General features: G+C 37.8%; 14 protein-coding genes. 6 read left to right on the forward strand and 8 right to left on the reverse strand.

Annotation, left to right across the window (positions count from 1 at the left end):
* Nucleotides 1-12: 12 nt before the first annotated feature.
* Genes ACTH6U_RS04200 through ACTH6U_RS04230 form a run of 7 tightly spaced genes read right to left on the reverse strand, consistent with a single transcriptional unit; the run spans nucleotide 13 to nucleotide 6,964 of the window.
* Complete coding sequence (locus ACTH6U_RS04200) at nucleotides 13-1,122, reverse strand: acyl-CoA desaturase (protein WP_434719800.1); 1,110 nt, start codon at nucleotides 1,120-1,122, stop codon at nucleotides 13-15.
* Nucleotides 1,112-2,236, reverse strand: coding sequence for a sterol desaturase family protein (locus ACTH6U_RS04205; RefSeq protein ID WP_441831639.1), 1,125 nt, complete (start codon nucleotides 2,234-2,236; stop codon nucleotides 1,112-1,114). Before ACTH6U_RS04205 ends, ACTH6U_RS04200 begins: the two co-directional genes overlap by 11 nt.
* Complete coding sequence (locus ACTH6U_RS04210) at nucleotides 2,233-2,844, reverse strand: phosphatase PAP2 family protein (RefSeq protein WP_441831640.1); 612 nt, start codon at nucleotides 2,842-2,844, stop codon at nucleotides 2,233-2,235. Before ACTH6U_RS04210 ends, ACTH6U_RS04205 begins: the two co-directional genes overlap by 4 nt.
* Nucleotides 2,841-4,115, reverse strand: coding sequence for a F390 synthetase-related protein (locus ACTH6U_RS04215; protein ID WP_441831654.1), 1,275 nt, complete (start codon nucleotides 4,113-4,115; stop codon nucleotides 2,841-2,843). The genes ACTH6U_RS04210 and ACTH6U_RS04215 overlap by 4 nt, the downstream gene beginning before the upstream one ends.
* The gene (locus ACTH6U_RS04220) at nucleotides 4,115-4,918 is read right to left on the reverse strand and encodes an MBL fold metallo-hydrolase (RefSeq protein WP_441828873.1); all 804 of its coding nucleotides are present in this window, start codon (nucleotides 4,916-4,918) and stop codon (nucleotides 4,115-4,117) included. The genes ACTH6U_RS04215 and ACTH6U_RS04220 overlap by 1 nt, the downstream gene beginning before the upstream one ends.
* Complete coding sequence (locus tag ACTH6U_RS04225) at nucleotides 4,912-5,919, reverse strand: NAD-dependent epimerase/dehydratase family protein (protein WP_441831641.1); 1,008 nt, start codon at nucleotides 5,917-5,919, stop codon at nucleotides 4,912-4,914. Before ACTH6U_RS04225 ends, ACTH6U_RS04220 begins: the two co-directional genes overlap by 7 nt.
* A gap of 46 nt (nucleotides 5,920-5,965) precedes the next feature.
* Nucleotides 5,966-6,964, reverse strand: a complete 999-nt coding sequence (locus ACTH6U_RS04230; protein ID WP_294109667.1) for a 3-oxoacyl-[acyl-carrier-protein] synthase III C-terminal domain-containing protein — start codon at nucleotides 6,962-6,964, stop codon at nucleotides 5,966-5,968.
* Between the two features lie 1,538 nt (nucleotides 6,965-8,502).
* Here ACTH6U_RS04230 and ACTH6U_RS04235 point away from each other — a divergent pair.
* The 6 genes from ACTH6U_RS04235 to ACTH6U_RS04260 all read left to right on the forward strand — a co-directional run bounded on the left by ACTH6U_RS04235 (nucleotide 8,503) and on the right by ACTH6U_RS04260 (nucleotide 14,405).
* Nucleotides 8,503-8,739, forward strand: coding sequence for a helix-turn-helix domain-containing protein (locus ACTH6U_RS04235; RefSeq protein ID WP_294109665.1), 237 nt, complete (start codon nucleotides 8,503-8,505; stop codon nucleotides 8,737-8,739).
* A gap of 240 nt (nucleotides 8,740-8,979) precedes the next feature.
* Nucleotides 8,980-9,543, forward strand: a complete 564-nt coding sequence (locus ACTH6U_RS04240) for a fimbrial protein (RefSeq protein ID WP_294109664.1) — start codon at nucleotides 8,980-8,982, stop codon at nucleotides 9,541-9,543.
* A gap of 82 nt (nucleotides 9,544-9,625) precedes the next feature.
* Nucleotides 9,626-12,121, forward strand: a complete 2,496-nt coding sequence (locus tag ACTH6U_RS04245) for a fimbria/pilus outer membrane usher protein (protein WP_441831642.1) — start codon at nucleotides 9,626-9,628, stop codon at nucleotides 12,119-12,121.
* Between the two features lie 12 nt (nucleotides 12,122-12,133).
* Nucleotides 12,134-12,862 carry a fimbrial biogenesis chaperone gene (locus tag ACTH6U_RS04250; RefSeq protein ID WP_294109662.1) on the forward strand — a complete coding sequence of 243 codons (729 nt, stop codon included), beginning with the start codon at nucleotides 12,134-12,136 and terminating at the stop codon, nucleotides 12,860-12,862.
* 10 nt (nucleotides 12,863-12,872) lie between these two features.
* The gene (locus ACTH6U_RS04255; RefSeq protein WP_294109660.1) at nucleotides 12,873-13,424 is read left to right on the forward strand and encodes a fimbrial protein; all 552 of its coding nucleotides are present in this window, start codon (nucleotides 12,873-12,875) and stop codon (nucleotides 13,422-13,424) included.
* Between the two features lie 15 nt (nucleotides 13,425-13,439).
* Nucleotides 13,440-14,405, forward strand: a complete 966-nt coding sequence (locus ACTH6U_RS04260) for a fimbrial protein (RefSeq protein ID WP_294109659.1) — start codon at nucleotides 13,440-13,442, stop codon at nucleotides 14,403-14,405.
* Between the two features lie 121 nt (nucleotides 14,406-14,526).
* Here ACTH6U_RS04260 and ACTH6U_RS04265 read toward each other — a convergent pair whose 3' ends face one another.
* Nucleotides 14,527-16,173, reverse strand: a complete 1,647-nt coding sequence (locus ACTH6U_RS04265; RefSeq protein WP_294109657.1) for a fumarate hydratase — start codon at nucleotides 16,171-16,173, stop codon at nucleotides 14,527-14,529.
* Between the last annotated feature and the right edge of the window lie 37 nt (nucleotides 16,174-16,210).

Genomic DNA, 16,210 nt, shown 5'->3' on the forward strand with positions numbered 1-16,210 from the left:
TAAAACTCAACACTAATCCACCTGTTTACCTGAGCCCATCTCTTTTAAAAAACGTTGTTGATAGATAAACAATTCTTTTGCATCGATACAATGATAATCCATGGAAAACTGCTTGGCTGTTTGCTCAATGATTTTAGCAAGGGCGGGGTAATGACGGTGGTTCCAATTTGGGAATAGGTGATGTGTGAGATGTAAGTTTAAGCCTCCTAGCCAATAAGTCAGCCATTGTGGCTTAGTTTTCCAATCGTAAGTTGTTGAAAATGTGTGAGTATAAAATCCATGAGGCATATTGCCTTCTTTTGGTGCGGTATAAAATGTCGCTTTTGCCCAATGGGTGCCAAGTATCAATACGACGAATATTAAAGAAGCAAACATTTGGCTAAGTAGGTAGGTGAGTAGCAAAGTGCCGATGCCAATACTTGTTCCCATCAATACATAAGCAGGAATAATAATTGCGACTAACAGGTGCAATAACTTAGCTAATAGAAATGAAAATAAACCTTGTTTACCTTGATGGCGTAAATGAGGTGCGACTCGCGTAAACTGGAATCTATCCATCCAATCAAAAAACCAAATCAGCGCAGGAAAGGTCATCGCAGCCACTAGCGGCCAATACAAGTGCTGAGCACGCATGAAAGGATACCAACGCTGATAAGGGGTCTGCCTCAGTATATAATTTTCTTCAATATCTAAATCATAACCGCGAATATTGGTATGGGCATGGTGGAAAATAATATGTCTAACTCGCCAACATTCAGGGTCTAAGCCGAGTGGAATAGTGACCCAGAAGTTAAGCCAATAATTGGCTTTGGCATTTTTAAAAATCGCATTATGGGATGCGTCATGTACAAGGTTGATTGCAAGCAATAGGGCGAAACAGATAAACAGAGGATAAAAAACAAAGAATATCCATGGTTCTGCTTCACCCATAAACAGCGCCATGCTGTAGCTGCCTAGGCAACAAAAGAGTAGCGTTAAGCTTTTTAAATAAAATCGCAGATCAGCGAATCGATGATCTGAATTATCTTTCAGATATTGGGTCGCCGCGTTAGTTAAAGCGCGGCTAAACGCTTGATCATGACGATGCTGATAACCTAAAGGTCTTAAGGGTTTAGACGGCATCTAGCACCTTTATTGGTTGTCTACCTATACCGAATAACATAAGTAGGCTATGTAGCCATAGCCCACCGGCGGCAATGATCCAAAATGCATTGACCCATTGCCAAACAAACAATAAGCAGACTAATAGTAAAGTAGCGATAGAAAACCAACTCCATAAGCCGATTTTTCTGCCGTCAGAGATAGCCGATAGTGCTACGGTACCCAGCGCTAAAAGAACAAATAAAATCACTTGTTGGGTAGTGGTGCCTTGGTAGCCATACCCATAGAGATAGACATAACCGATTACCAAGGTAAATAGTAGTAAGGTACCGATAACTAATGCCAATTGATTAACGCGATATAACGGCACAGGCTTGTGTGACGGAGCTGCTTTTCGTCTGAAAATCCGCCAAAAAGGCAAGTTGCTATCGATAAACGGATTTTCCGATGGCGGAGCACCTTTAATACCAAAGTGATGCTCTGTTTCGGGTAATTTAGCAAATGTGCCAAATAGTTTGTCCCAAAAAATAAAGCTACCTGCAAAATTGCGATTTGAGTAATGTCCTTCTTTAACGTGGTGCACGCGATGATGTTGTGGTGTCACCATAACGGCTTCTAACCAGCCGAGACGTGGGATAAGGGCGCTATGGTTAAAGAATTGAATCGTATAGTGCAAAATGGAAACCGTTAAAAAAATCTCAAGGGGGATACCCATCAAAGCAAGTAACATAAAGAAAGGGATTGAGGTCAGCGAGGAGTACCATGAGTTGCGTACCCCAAGGGATAGGTTGTAATGCTCCCCTTGATGATGAACCACATGCACCGCCCATAATAGGCGATATTTATGGTGTAAGCGGTGTAGCCAGTAAAAACCAAAATCCCACGCAAGTATCGTAAAGATCCAAACCAGTGCTGTAGGCCAGCTTTCCACTAAATTAAAGGAATAATGTGTCACAACAAAGCCATAGCAAAAAATTTCGAGTCCACGAAATAACCAAAGCATGATATGCCCAGAGTTTAAGTTGAAGACCAGCTCTTGCCAACTGACCGTGCCTTTTTGAGTTTTGGCAATCACAACCCCTTCCGCAATCACCACAAACAGCATAAAGACAATCGGAAATGTTAATTCATTCATGAAGATTTTCTCCATAGGCGGTATTGTGCAATGCGCACAATCCATAACGCGCTAAAAGCGGTGACAGCACCTGTCACTACATCAATAAACAAATGACGTTTTAGCACCAATACCGATAAACAGATCGCAATGGCCCATAATAAATAGAAAGCCGTCCGACATTTTTGTTGTTTTGACCATAATGCAACGAGTACAACAAGAGTCAATGAGACATGTAGAGAAGGTAATAAATTTTGTGGACTATCGATACCAATTAGTGCCGATAACACGCGACTCGCTAAAGAAACATCCGCAAAATTGGCATAAACCATCGTGGTTGGAAAGAGAAGATAAACACAACCTGAAATTAGTGCACATAACTGCATGGCGACCATTAAGGGTCGTACATTTTCTGATTGACATAATAAGTAGCCAAGTGGAATAAAAATAAAGAAAGAGAGATAAAACCAAATTGCATTCACTGAAAAGTAGAATAGGTTATCAATAAAACCAGGTGTTAATAAATCTGCTGTAGGAGATGCTTGTCCTGTATAACTATAGACAACACCAACAGTTCCCCAACCTATTAAACAGCACAATAGTCGCTGAAGTATTTCCTTCATCTTCATTCGGTTACCTCGCGTGTTATCCGACGCTTTTTAGTCGCTAAAGGTTGGATAATCTCCTTCGCAATGGTTGTCCAACTGAGAGCTTTAATATCTACGTGCTGGCTTGAAAAATAGTGTTCAAGCTGTATTCGGCAATGTTCTAGCTCAGCGTCACTACACTCCCCTTGTAAACAAAGGTGGCTGCCTTGTTGAGTTAATCTAAAATCCGCAGTAACCGGTAGGTTATTGACGATAACTCGGGCGCAAGGATCGGCAAAAAGGGTAACTATGTTGCCGTTCAAACCCTGTAATTGCAGTAAATCATCACAGCGTCCTTCAATATGTTCAATGGCTAATTGAGGGTCTCCACAAGGGCAAGGCGTGTCTTTTATTACTAGAACATCATCAAGTTGGTAACGCACAATAGGCTGCGTTTTTCGCGTAAAATCGGTGATGATAGGTGTAAATCGCTTATCATCAAGCCAATTAGGTTCAATATATAAGAAGGCTTCATTTAGGTGCAGTGTGCCGTGTGAGCAGGTACAGCCTAGAAAACCTTCCGTTGCTTGATAAACTTCACCAACCGTTGGGAAGCAACGTTGTAATTTTTGTTTATCGTGTTGCTGTAGAACTTCTGCCACAGAAATCACTTTTTGAACATCAAGGCTTATTTGCTTCGCTGTGATAGCATCCGCAATGGCGCAAAGTACTTGTGCAGGGGCAACAATAATTGATGGTTGGTAGCTTTCGAGCGCTTGTAATTGCGATTCGAAATCCGCGAAAAGGTCATAGAAACGCAATGAAATCCAACGGTTATTGACACTTTCATATAAATTATTATTGGCGCGTAAAAAGAGTGCCACACGTTCACCATTAAATAATCCATTGGGCAGCATTTTCGCTAGCATACTGCCCGACCATATATTCTGTTCCTGTGGGCTGACAACAAATAAGCCACGGCGACCGGATGTACCGGATGATAACCCGACACTGTATTTACCAATTTTTGGCTCGAAATCACGAGATTGTTCACTTTGTTGCGCACAAGCGAGTAAAGTCAGGCTTGATAATCCTGCGGTGTTCATGGTGTCAAAGTTTTCCATCATGATTTGCTTATTCATGAGTGGGAATTCATTGAGAGCTTTACCAATAAATGGCTGAAAATAAGGGCTATGGGCTAATGTTTTTTGCATAAAACTAGCCAGTTTACGTTGTTGATAGGCTTCAAGTTCGGCTCTATGGTTAAAACGCAAATGTTGGGCGCGCCAATAATGCCATAGCATGGGTAAAATCAAATTAAATCTCCCTCATGGCATAAATGAATCGCAATATTTTGCTTATCAATTTCATGCAGCTTATTTAAGGTTTGATAATAAGCTTGCGTATCATCCATGATGATATTGGCAATCGCCATCGGGCCACGTAGTTCACGGTAATTGGTGGGTGACCATGCGGCATCACCGGCAAGCAGTATCCAACCCGCTTCAGTTAAAACACAAAGACCAATATGCCCTGCGGCATGTCCGGGTAAGGGCACAACTAATAATGTTCTTTGTGAGTTTATTGCATAGCCTTGACCTAGAATTTGTAGCTCAGCGGGTAAGCTAACTTGATCGAACCCTTCATAAAAAACGGTTCTCTGTTCGAAATCCTCTGGAATTAACCCGCGAACAAACGCATTTTTAAGTGCCGAAAAACCGGTTAAGCCTCGCGTTTTTGCCCAGCCATCACCAGAACAAATAACTGAAACATCAGGGAAATCCCGCAGTCCTGCAATATGGTCGCCATGGAAATGGGAGAGAATAATGCCATTAATATCAGTGGTATTGATGCCATCATTGGCAAGCTGATTAACAAGGGCATCTTTACTTTCAAAGTAGACGGGAGTCACCGCCCGATATAACCGCATGATACCGTGGCGTGTGTGATCGTAAAAATGGTTGGCGTAGCCGGTATCAAATAACCAGCGCTGCTCTTCATCTTCAATTAACCAGGCTCTTGCCGGAAATTTACAGGCTTTGAAACTAGCGCCTTTCAATGCGACACAACCGGGATGGGTACAAAAACCGACTTCATACTGATGAATGGTTAACATGTGCTTTCCTGTTGTTTGAGCCATTGTGCCGTTAAGTGAATCGCCTGCTCCATGCTATATAAAGGATAGTAACCTAATTCTTGTTGTGCTTTTTGGTTATCAAGGGTCATAGTGAAATAAGCGGCGCCTAAGCTATATCGAGTCAATAAAGGCTCTTTGCCCGTTAGATTGGCGACCCCTTCCATAATGGTGGCAACAGTGTACAACAGCGGATAAGGCGCAGAACGAATTTGACAGTTTATCTCTAACTGGTCAAATAGCCGTTGTAACGTTTGTTTAAGCGGTAATGGCTGCTGATTGGTAATGTTATAGATGGCGCCACTCAGTAAGTTTTCTTTTATTGTCGCCAGTTGCATTGCGTGAACCACATTACCGACATAAGTCAGATCAAACGGATGTTTCCCCCCCGCCGGCAGAATTAACTTACCACTGCGTTCTTTGATTTGCGCTAATAAACGTGGCAGTAGCACTCTGTCATGAGGGCCAAATAATCCACGTGGGCGTAAAATAATATATCGGGTTGATGGATAACGAAATACACGCTGTTTAATTGCGATTTCGGCTAAATATTTTGTGCGTGCATAGTGATTGGCAAATTGCCGATTTTCCGTTGATTCAACAATATTTTGCTGGTGGGTAAAGTTAAAATAAATCGCAGGGGTTGATATATGAATAAAGTGTGCAATTTGCATTTCGCCTGCGGCATCCGCAAGCACCTGAGTGGCGTGATAATTGATATTTTCAAAATCTTCACGTTTTCCCCAAGGGGATGATAATGCAGCACAATGCCATACAGCATCACAATCGGTCATGAGTGTTTTTGCATCGATTACTGATAGATTCGCCAGTTCAATAGCATGAAATTGTGCCCCTAGCTGAGTTAACTGTTCGCCAGCTTGTGGGTTGCGCCCGCAGGCAACAACCTCCATCCCTTGGGCTAAGAGATATTCAACAGCATTTCGCCCGAGTCCACTAGTTGCACCGGTCACAAGTATCTTCATGAAATAGCTACCTTTATCAAATAGGTTCTTAATAAAATAAGTTCTTTTATGGGATAAGTACCATGGCGCATAGTGCGAGACCTGCGGCTGTTCCAATTAGCATAACGCTTGATCTTTCATAAAAACGGCCACTGATAATTGCTTCATGTAATGCTGAAGGAATTGACGCTGCGACCTGATTTCCACGATGACGATAAATATCGATGAGTTGCTCCGTGCTAACGCCTACGCGTTGACGCATATGTTCTAAAGATAAATGGCTGGCTTGATGAGGCACGACAGTACCAATCTGATTGAGTTGTAAGCCAGATTCCGTAAAGACTCTTTGCATAAAATCCTCAATCAATGACGATGCCATACGAAATAATTTTTTACCTTGCATATGAAATAAAAAATCATCATCAGTCATGCCTGAACGTGGATTACATCGCGTCCCACCAGCACGAATTTCACAAAAATCGATGCCTTGGGTATGCGTCATATGGGTGTATGACACAATGCCACTTTTTCCATCACCTCTTTCAACTATTACGCAAGCTGCGCCATCGCCAAAAATCAAAGAAGATTCTTTGTCTTGCCAATCGATACCACGAGAAGCGAGATCAGCAGACACAATGGCAATACGTTGATATTGACTGGTTGCTAAGAGACCCGCTGCCACTTGCAGTGCAGTGATAAAACTGACGCAACTTGCGTTCACATCAAAACACGCAATACCTTCATTTAAATGAGATGCTGCAAGGATATGAGCCGCAGAGCAAGGTAAGGCTTGCACGGGGATTGCAGAGGCATTAATAAGTACATCAACACTTGCCGCATTGATTTGCTTGGACTCCAAGGCTTGGTGGATAGCATCGGCTGCTAATTTAGCTTGCGAGTCATGATTATCGGCGTGGAACCGGTATTCAATACCTGAGTGCTTTTCAACAAATCCTTTGGTTTTGTTTAATTTTTCATCCAACATGGATGAATATATTTGGTTTTCAGGAACAACAGCGCCTGAAGCAATAATTTTTAGTGGTGCAATTGACCTATTACCGGACATATAAGGCTAGCCTATCTAACATAGATGGTCTGAATAAATATCAGAGAATAGCAGGTTAATATATAGGATTTAATGAGTCTTCATTAACTTACTAATTTGCAGCGTATTTTTTGGTTGTTTTAATGAAGACGTGTAATTCGTCTTAGACTGCTTGTTCTGCATTTATTTGATTAACTATCAAATAGTTATCTTTTATTCTTAAGGTTTTTTTTAAGATGCAAAATAAATCACTCTATATCTATAAATATTTAGTGGAAGATGGTGGGATTTTTGTTATGGTTTTTTCTTCAGAAGGTAAATGCAAATATAGGTATGAAAATTGGCAATAGATCTTCCATTATTGTTTGGCTTTGGGCTCTAATCGATTGTGTATAGATAAAATGCTAGTTAGGTATGCGTACTGTATTATTAAACACTTATATTTAAATTTGAAACCCTATATAATACGGAAAGTCCAAAAAAGATGGTCTAATACTGATGTGTTATTTACTCGTATTTGATGTAAATGCTTCGAATTAGCTTTAGTAAAGGGCACTATTCTTGGCATTAGCTCTATTTTTTTAGCGTAGAATTTTTGATTAAGTTGTATATAAGAAAAAAAATATCATTTTTTTCTGATTCTTGAACCCGATTTTCAACTAAAAATACTGTCATTACTCGTTTTTCATTAGTTCTGCGTCATATTATTTCTCGTTTAAAGTGTAACCATTTGTTTTTGACTTTTTTTTCATTCATATTAGATCGTGTTTTGTTACAATTGGAAATAAAAGTAACTCATTGTTAAATAACGTATTTGTTGTTTTGTAAATAAGCTATTATCCCGTCAAAAGGTATTATTTTACTACTTCATCGATAAAATGAGACATTAGTCTTATAATCACAATACTCACATGGTGAGTACGATTGAATTTCGTTAATTTATTATTTCTTATATTCCGCACTCGCCTGCTGAGTAAATTAAATGATCTGCATTTTAATTTTGCAATCTATTAATTGAGCTAAAAAACCACCATGAGTGGTATTATCATTATAAAATAAATATTGTTAATTTAAGGGACTTTAATTGTTAATTATTAATTAAATCCATTTTAAATCAATGGTTATTAATTTATATATTAATAAATACTAATTTAGGATATTTATTGCTGTGTTTGTATTATTTATACATATTACCATTCTAAATGGTATATATTTTAACTCTATTAAAATCAATGTATTGCCATGACATTTTACTTGGAAATAAGAGATCTCCATCACACTAATTATGAGTGAAGTCATTTGGTTTAGTCATTATATCTCAATGTGCTATTTTTGATAGGTTTTATCTAATTCAATCTATGGTATCGATCGTTTTAAACTGTTTTACTTTTAAATATTGAAAACTATAATTAACTCAAATTCTGAGTTGACGTTAAATTATGGTTTTTTGATTTAGCTTCATGAAATGAGAATAAGAATATTATTGGTGCACTAAATTTTTAGCTTCTATTAAAATGGTTTTGCAGTGTTACATTTTAATTTATCTTAGGTTATCAAAAATGATAAATGTAAATTGGATAGTCGGTAGAGAAATTAGAAAGAGACGAAAGAATTTAGGTCTTTCTGGTATAGAATTAGCGAACCTTGTTGGTGTTAGTCAGCAACAAATATCTCGTTATGAAAGAGGCGAGTGTAATATTAATATTGAAAATTTACACGTTCTTGCCGATGCGTTAGAAACAAATCTAATTTGCTTTTTTATTGATGATGTTTTTATAGGTAAAGAGAGCTTTTAAATTTAATAATCATAATTAGGAGTGGTCTTATTTTAAACCTTCATTAAATACTTGATTGTTTATTTAAATAAGATTTTATCAGGAATTAATAAATATTGATTTCCAAGTAATCACTATGCCTAGTGATTATGTTTGGCTATATTTAATTAAAAACTTCCTCAGCAAAATAATATCAACTTAATAATTATTTAATCGTTAAGTGATTGTACATGTGTCGTCTTTTATTATAGGAAAATATAAATGAAATTAACTAAAATTGCATTAGCTACAATTATCGCATCTTCATTCGCAGCTGGCATCGCAAATGCAGCAACTGTTGATCAAGGAAGCGGTGTTATTAACTTCACTGGTAAAGTGATTAACGCACCTTGTTCACTACCAGGTGATGGCACTGTTAACGTTGACCTTGGTCAAGTTGCAAATAAAGTACTTGAAACTGGCAACAAATACAGCCAACAAGTTCAGTACACTATTGCTTTAGAAAACTGTGACTTAGGTGAAGTTAAAGACGCTAGTGATGTTGTACTTTTCCCTGCTGTAAGTAAAGTTAAAGTAACATTCACTGGAACGCCAGATACAACTAAAAAAGATCTGTTAGCGAATACAGGTACTTCTAAAGGTGTTGGTGTTCGTTTAATTAACGCTGATGGCGCAACGATGAAAGTAGGTGATACTAGCGTTGAAATGCCATTAACAGATGGCCCAAATAAACTGACTTTTAATGCTCGCGTTGAAGCGAACGGAAGTAAAGTAGAAACTGGTAGCATTATTTCTCAAGCAACTTATGCATTAAACTACCTATAAATATATATTTATATATAACAGGCATTTATTTGCCTGTTATTTTCTGCATTTTTATAGTGCTATATTTTTGACAGGGATACTCATGTCTTTATTGCCTCAATTCAAAATAAACAAAATATTATTTTCTATTGCATTTGCGCTCTCATTTTCTGGGGTGTCAAATGCGGTAGAATTTAATATGAATGTTATTGATGCAAAAGACCGAGATAATATTGATCTAAGTCAGTTTTCAAATCCGGACTTTATTCCAGCAGGTGAATACCTAACAGATATTACATTAAATGGTCGGAAATTATCAGGACAGTATTTAATTCAATTTATTGAAGAGAGTAAAGATAATTCAGTACTCTGCATTACGCCAGAGATGGTTGATCTGTTTGCATTAAAAAAGAAAGTACGAGAAGAGCTTTTTTTACAAACTGATAATCAGTGTGTTGAATTATCTAAGAATTCCGATATAGATTATCGCTTTGATAAAGCAAATCAAAATATTTTATTTTCGATTCCACAAGCTTGGTTGGAATATGATGACCCTTATTGGGTTCCACCTTCTCAGTGGGAAAATGGTATTACGGGTGCATTCCTAGATTATAATTTATTTATGAATTATTCAGCGCCTAAAAATACGAGTGAAACTTATAGTGCGAGTAGTAACGGAACTACCGGCGCTAACTTCGGCGCTTGGCGTTTACGTGCAGATTATCAATATCAATATAATCGTTCACAGGGCAAAGTGAATGAGCGTTTTGATTGGACTCAAATTTATGCTTATCGTGCTTTACCTGAAATTGGTGCCAAGGTACTTCTTGGTGAATCTTATTTAAGGACAGATTTATTTGATAGTTTCCGTTTTATTGGTGCTTCTTTCTTTAGTGATAACCGGATGCTTCCACCATCTTTACGTGGTTATGCACCACAAGTCACTGGTATAGCAAAAACCAATGCTACCGTTATTGTTTCGCAAAATGGTCGTGTTATTAAACAGACTCGAGTCGCTCCAGGTCCTTTTAATATTCAGGATATTACGGAAGCAGTACAGGGAACATTAGATGTCACTGTGGAAGAAGAGGATGGCTCTAAAACGAGTTATCAAATTACGGCAGCATCGTTACCATTTCTAACACGACAAGGCCAATTTTTGTATAAGTTGTCAATGGGGGAGTCAAGTCCATTTGGTCGTTCGCAAAAAACAGATCCACGGTTTATAGCGGGTGAAATTTCTTATGGGATATTGAGTAACACTTCTCTATTTGGTGGCTTAATTGCGACTATTGATAATGCTAATTACCAAGCCGTGAATATAGGAATTGGTCAAAACATGAACTTGTTTGGCGCTATCTCATTTGATATCACGAGAACTCATGCCAATTTAGATAATTTTGGTTCTTATTCAGGTAACAGTTATCGACTAAATTATTCTAAGCGTTTTGAATCAACGAATTCACAAGTGACGTTTGCAGGTTATAAATTCTCAGAGAAAGAGTTTTTAACTATGCCGCAGTATATTGATGCAGCCAATGGCGTTCTTGATTTCAGACGTGATAAAAACGTTTATACAGCATCGTTTAATCAATATATCAGCCCGTTAGATTTGACCTTGTATTTGAATGCATCTCATCATCAATTTTGGAATAGTGAATCAACAACTAACTTTGGTATGAGCCTAAGTAAATTGTTTAATATTGGAAATATTAGAAATATATCAGGCACATTGTCATTAAATAAAATTAAGTATCAAGAAACGGATGACAACCAAATTTATTTATCATTTTCAATTCCATTAGAAAGTGGTGCTTCAGTAAGCTATGACGCCCAATATGCGGATGGCGATCATAGTTTCGGACAATCTGTTGCATATTATAGTGAAAATGTTGATAACAATTATTGGAGTATGAGGGTTGGTGGTGATAAACGCGAGTTAGGCGACTTAGAACCGAATATTAGTGGTAGTTACCAGCGTTCAACGGCCTATGGTGTATTAAATGTTAATGCAACTGAAAATGTAAATTCATACCGTGCATTGGGCGGAAGTTGGTATGGCTCAATGACGGCGACTAAATATGGTGCAGCGCTTCATCGTAATGGTACAAATAATGAACCACGAATTATGATAGATAGCGATAATGTCGCTGGGATCTCTATTGATAATGGTCAATCAGTGACAAACCGTTTTGGTATTGGCGTGGCAACAACATTAAATAGTTTTTCTAATTCAGATGTTTACATTGATATGAATACGTTGCCTGATGATGTTGACGTGAATGAAAATATTATTGGAAAAACTCTAACTGAAGGTTCGATTGGTTATCAAAAGATAAAGGCTAACCAAGGTAAACGTATTTTAGCAGTAATTCGTTTAAGTAGTGGAAAATATCCACCACTTGGAACAAGTATTATTGAAGTCAGTAGTGGTAGAGAAGTGGGTATCATTGCTGATAATGGAATTGTGTATTTAACGGGTATTAACCCTCAAGAACATTATATTATTAAATGGGCAGGTGGTGCTAATCAGTGCAGTTTAGATCTATCTAATATACCTGAACAAAATCAAGGCAAAATTTTGATTCCCTGCCATTAAAGGAAAGTTTTTATGCGTAAAATAAATAACGTTATTTTAAGTTTGTCATTAATTTTTATCGGTATGCAGTATGCTTCCGCTGCAATTAACATTGACCGTACTCGAATTATTTTTCCGGGCAAAGATAAGTCCATTAGTTTGGTTATTAATAACCAAAGTAAAACCATGCCATATTTAGCTCAATCATGGATGGAAGATGAAAAAGGAAATAAAATTGCAGAACCTTTTACGGTATTACCGCCAATGCAACGTGTTGAGCCAAATGCCAAAAATCAAATAAAAATAGTGCAAACTGAAGGGATTGACCAACTCCCTCAGGACAGAGAATCTTTATTTTATTTAAACGTACGTGAAATTCCCCCAGTTGCTGATAAAGAAAATGTTGTTCAAATTGCTATTCAAAGCCGTTTGAAAATGTTTTATCGCCCAGCTCAGATTGAAAATAATAGTGACAAAGTTTGGGCTAAAGAATTGAAATATACGCATTCAGGAAATCAATTACTGATTGAAAACCCGACTAAATATTATGTCACTTTGGGTTATTTAAGTAATAACAACAAACAAAATTTTACTGGATTTGACAGTGTGATGATAGCGCCATTATCAAAAGAAAGCGTGACAGTACCCACTGCGGGTTTCGGTCAACTTTATACCGGTTATATGGATGATTACGGTGGAATGAAAATGCTGACATACCAATGTGCAGCCTCTTCATGTCAGTTAGATAAAGACAGCAAATAGGATTTTAGAGATGAGAAATTGCTCTGCTTCAATGTGCCTTTTTATGTTATCACTGCTTTGTGGCAATGCTTATGCAGACAGTAGCATGATGCGAGGAGATCTTAATTTTACAGGAAATGTTGTTTCTCTACCTTGTAAGATTAGCTTTTCGTCAATGGATCAAAATATTGAATTTGGGCCAATTTCTTTAAATTATTTTAATGAAATAGGCGATAGAAGTCCTAAGCAAGAGGTCAAATTAAAATTTGATGATTGCATTTTTCCAAGTCGTGGGCGAGATGATAGAGAACCTGTTGTGCGTATTATGTTTATTTCAGAGCCAACAGGCAGCACAGATCGAAATTTATTCGGTGGTAAAACAATATTGAATGGGTACGGGCTTCGATTAACTGATAAAAATGGCAATATTATTCCAAATGGTGAATATCGAAACTATCCGATTTATTTTGATGATAATCAGCAAATTACCGTTTACTCAATGTTGGAAAGCTATCTTGCTAAAAATGAATTAACAGTGGGTAATATTAAAACGCAGATTACCTTAAATATTACTTATCTTTAATAAGGTGTATAAATCATGATACACAAATTTATAAAACAATATGGTTTTTATTTTTTATTTGTTTTGGCATTTATTAGTCCTAAAACATTTGCATTAGACTGTGTTGAAGCGGGTACTGGTGATGTTATAAAACCAGCTGTACCTGTTGGGCAATTAGCTATTCCATCTGACATGAAAGCGGGTTCTGTTATTTGGCAATCTGATCCTATGACAGTCACGGTGTATTGCGATAATGTTCTTGGTAATATGGTTGACGTTGTTCATATGTATTTTAATCCGACATCTCAACGTTTAGGAACTGGATTATTACTTGGGGCTAACTACCAAGGGCAACAATTAGAGCAAAACCAACAGCGTGTTAATCTTGGCACGGCGCCAATACGTAAAGGTCAGAATGTGACTGTCACCGTAACTTTCTCTTTATATATAAAAGTGACTGGCGTGGTACCGCCATCGGGGAATTATACGGGCGATAATCAGTTTACGGTTTTCCAATTTGATGGAAGCGGGGGGATTAATACAACGCCAGGTGCTAAAAATCTGCGATATTCTATCTCTGGATTACAAGGAATTCGTTTTTTAAAGTGTGGTGCTGACATTAAGGTTTTCCCTGAGTCGCAGCAAATTGATTTTGGGCAGCTGATGATTACCGATCTTAATCAGGGTAAAGAATTTAAAAAAGATTTTCAGATACAAGCGGTAAAACGAGGGTGTTTAGATAATTTTTCAATGAATGTTAATTTTGAAACTACCGATAAACTGAATGGCGATTATGCGATTAATTTAAATAATGGTACTAATTTAACAATCTTAGATGATAAAAGTAACCAAGTGAAATTTAATTACTTTCAATTCTTTGGTAATTTACCTTTAGGTAGTACTTCTGTGACTCGTAGTTATAGTGCGTCTGTTAAAAAGGTGTCAGCGGTGAAAACCGGACCTTTTACAGCCTCAACAATTGTCCGAATAAACTATTATTAACATACATTTAGTATGAGTCTTAAAAGCAGGCATTGCCTGCTTTTTTTGAATAAAGCATATTACTTGTAGAAATCAGAGCATTCCCTTGCTCCTTGTGGCAAATCCTATTTAGTTATGTATGCTACTTAATACATTTCTTACAGCTTTCATCCTGAACTTGTTCAAAGAAGTTATTACCTTTGTCATCAACTAATATAAAGGCAGGAAGTCCTTCAACTTCCATTTTCCAAATAGCTTCCATCCCAAGTTCTGGGTATTCAAGGCAATTTAAACTTTTGACATATTCTTGCGCTAAAATTGCGGCGGAACCCCCAATACTACCTAAATAGAAGCCCCCATGTTTTTTACAGGCATCCGTTACCGATTGGGTACGATTTCCTTTGGCTAGCATTAGCATACTACCGCCATGGGACTGAAATAAATCGACATAGGGGTCCATTCGATTACCTGTTGTTGGGCCTAAAGAACCTGAAACCATATCTTCAGGTTTTTTTGCAGGGCCCGCGTAATACACCATATGATCTTTAAAATACTGTGGTAATTCTTCGCCATTATCTAAGCGTTCTTTTAGTTTAGCATGGGCGATATCACGTCCGATAATAAGGGGGCCACTGAGTGAAACACGTGTCGATACTGGGTGTTTACTGAGTTCGGCTAGGATATCTTTCATTGGCCTATTGAGGTCAATATGCACAACGGAGCCTTCTTGTTGTTGGCGCATAGACTCAGGAATATACTGAGCTGGATTGTGTTCCATTTTCTCAATCCATAAGCCTTCTTTATTTATTTTTGCTTTGATATTGCGGTCAGAGGAACATGAAATAGCCAAACCAATTGGGCAAGAGCCACCGTGACGAGGTAAGCGAATAATTCTTACATCATGTGCAAAATATTTCCCCCCAAACTGGGCACCAAAACCAAAGTGACGGGATGCTTCCAAGAGAGCATCTTCAAGTTCCACATCGCGGAATGCTCGCCCATACTCATTACCTGTAGTTGGCAGGTTGTCATAATATTTAGTTGAGGCTAATTTAGTGGCTTTCAATGTTGCTTCTGCGGATGTTCCCCCTATTACAAATGCAATATGGTAAGGCGGGCATGCTGTAGTCCCCAAAGATTTCATTTTTTCAATTAAGAAAGCTTTGAGTTTTGCGGGTTCCAAAATTGTTTTAGTTTCTTGAAATAGCGCTGATTTGTTGGCAGAACCTGCACCTTTGTTAACGAATAGGAAATGGTATTCGTCGCCTTCAGTGGCAAAAATATCAATTTGAGCAGGTAAATTGGTCCCTGTATTGACTTCGTTATACATATCTAAGGCGGCATTTTGTGAGTAACGTAAATTTTCTTGTGTGAAAACATTGTATACACCACGTGATAAGTACGCTTCATCGTTACAATCAGTCCATACTTGCTGGCCTTTCTTCGCTAAAATAGTCGCAGTTCCTGTATCTTGGCAGTTGGGTAAAATACCTTTAGCCGAAATTTCCGCATTACGTAATAACTGTAGTGCAACATATTTATCGTTCTCACTAGCTTCGGGATCGTGCAATATGGCAGCAACTTGTTTTTGGTGTGCGGCTCTTAGGAAAAATTGAGAATCGTAAATAGCTTGTTGAGCCAGTACCGTTAGAGCTTCAGGCTCAACTTTGAGGATTTGCTTACCTAAAAATTGTTCTGTTGAAACATATTTATCTGATACTTGATAGTATTCAGTTTTATCCGCAGATAAAGGATAAGGTTCTTGGTAGAAAAAGTCTTTATTAGCCATTTTGTTCACTCACATATTAATTTCAGTGGAATATCCA

Source organism: Providencia sp. (genome assembly GCF_052096715.1).
Classification (GTDB): domain Bacteria; phylum Pseudomonadota; class Gammaproteobacteria; order Enterobacterales; family Enterobacteriaceae; genus Providencia.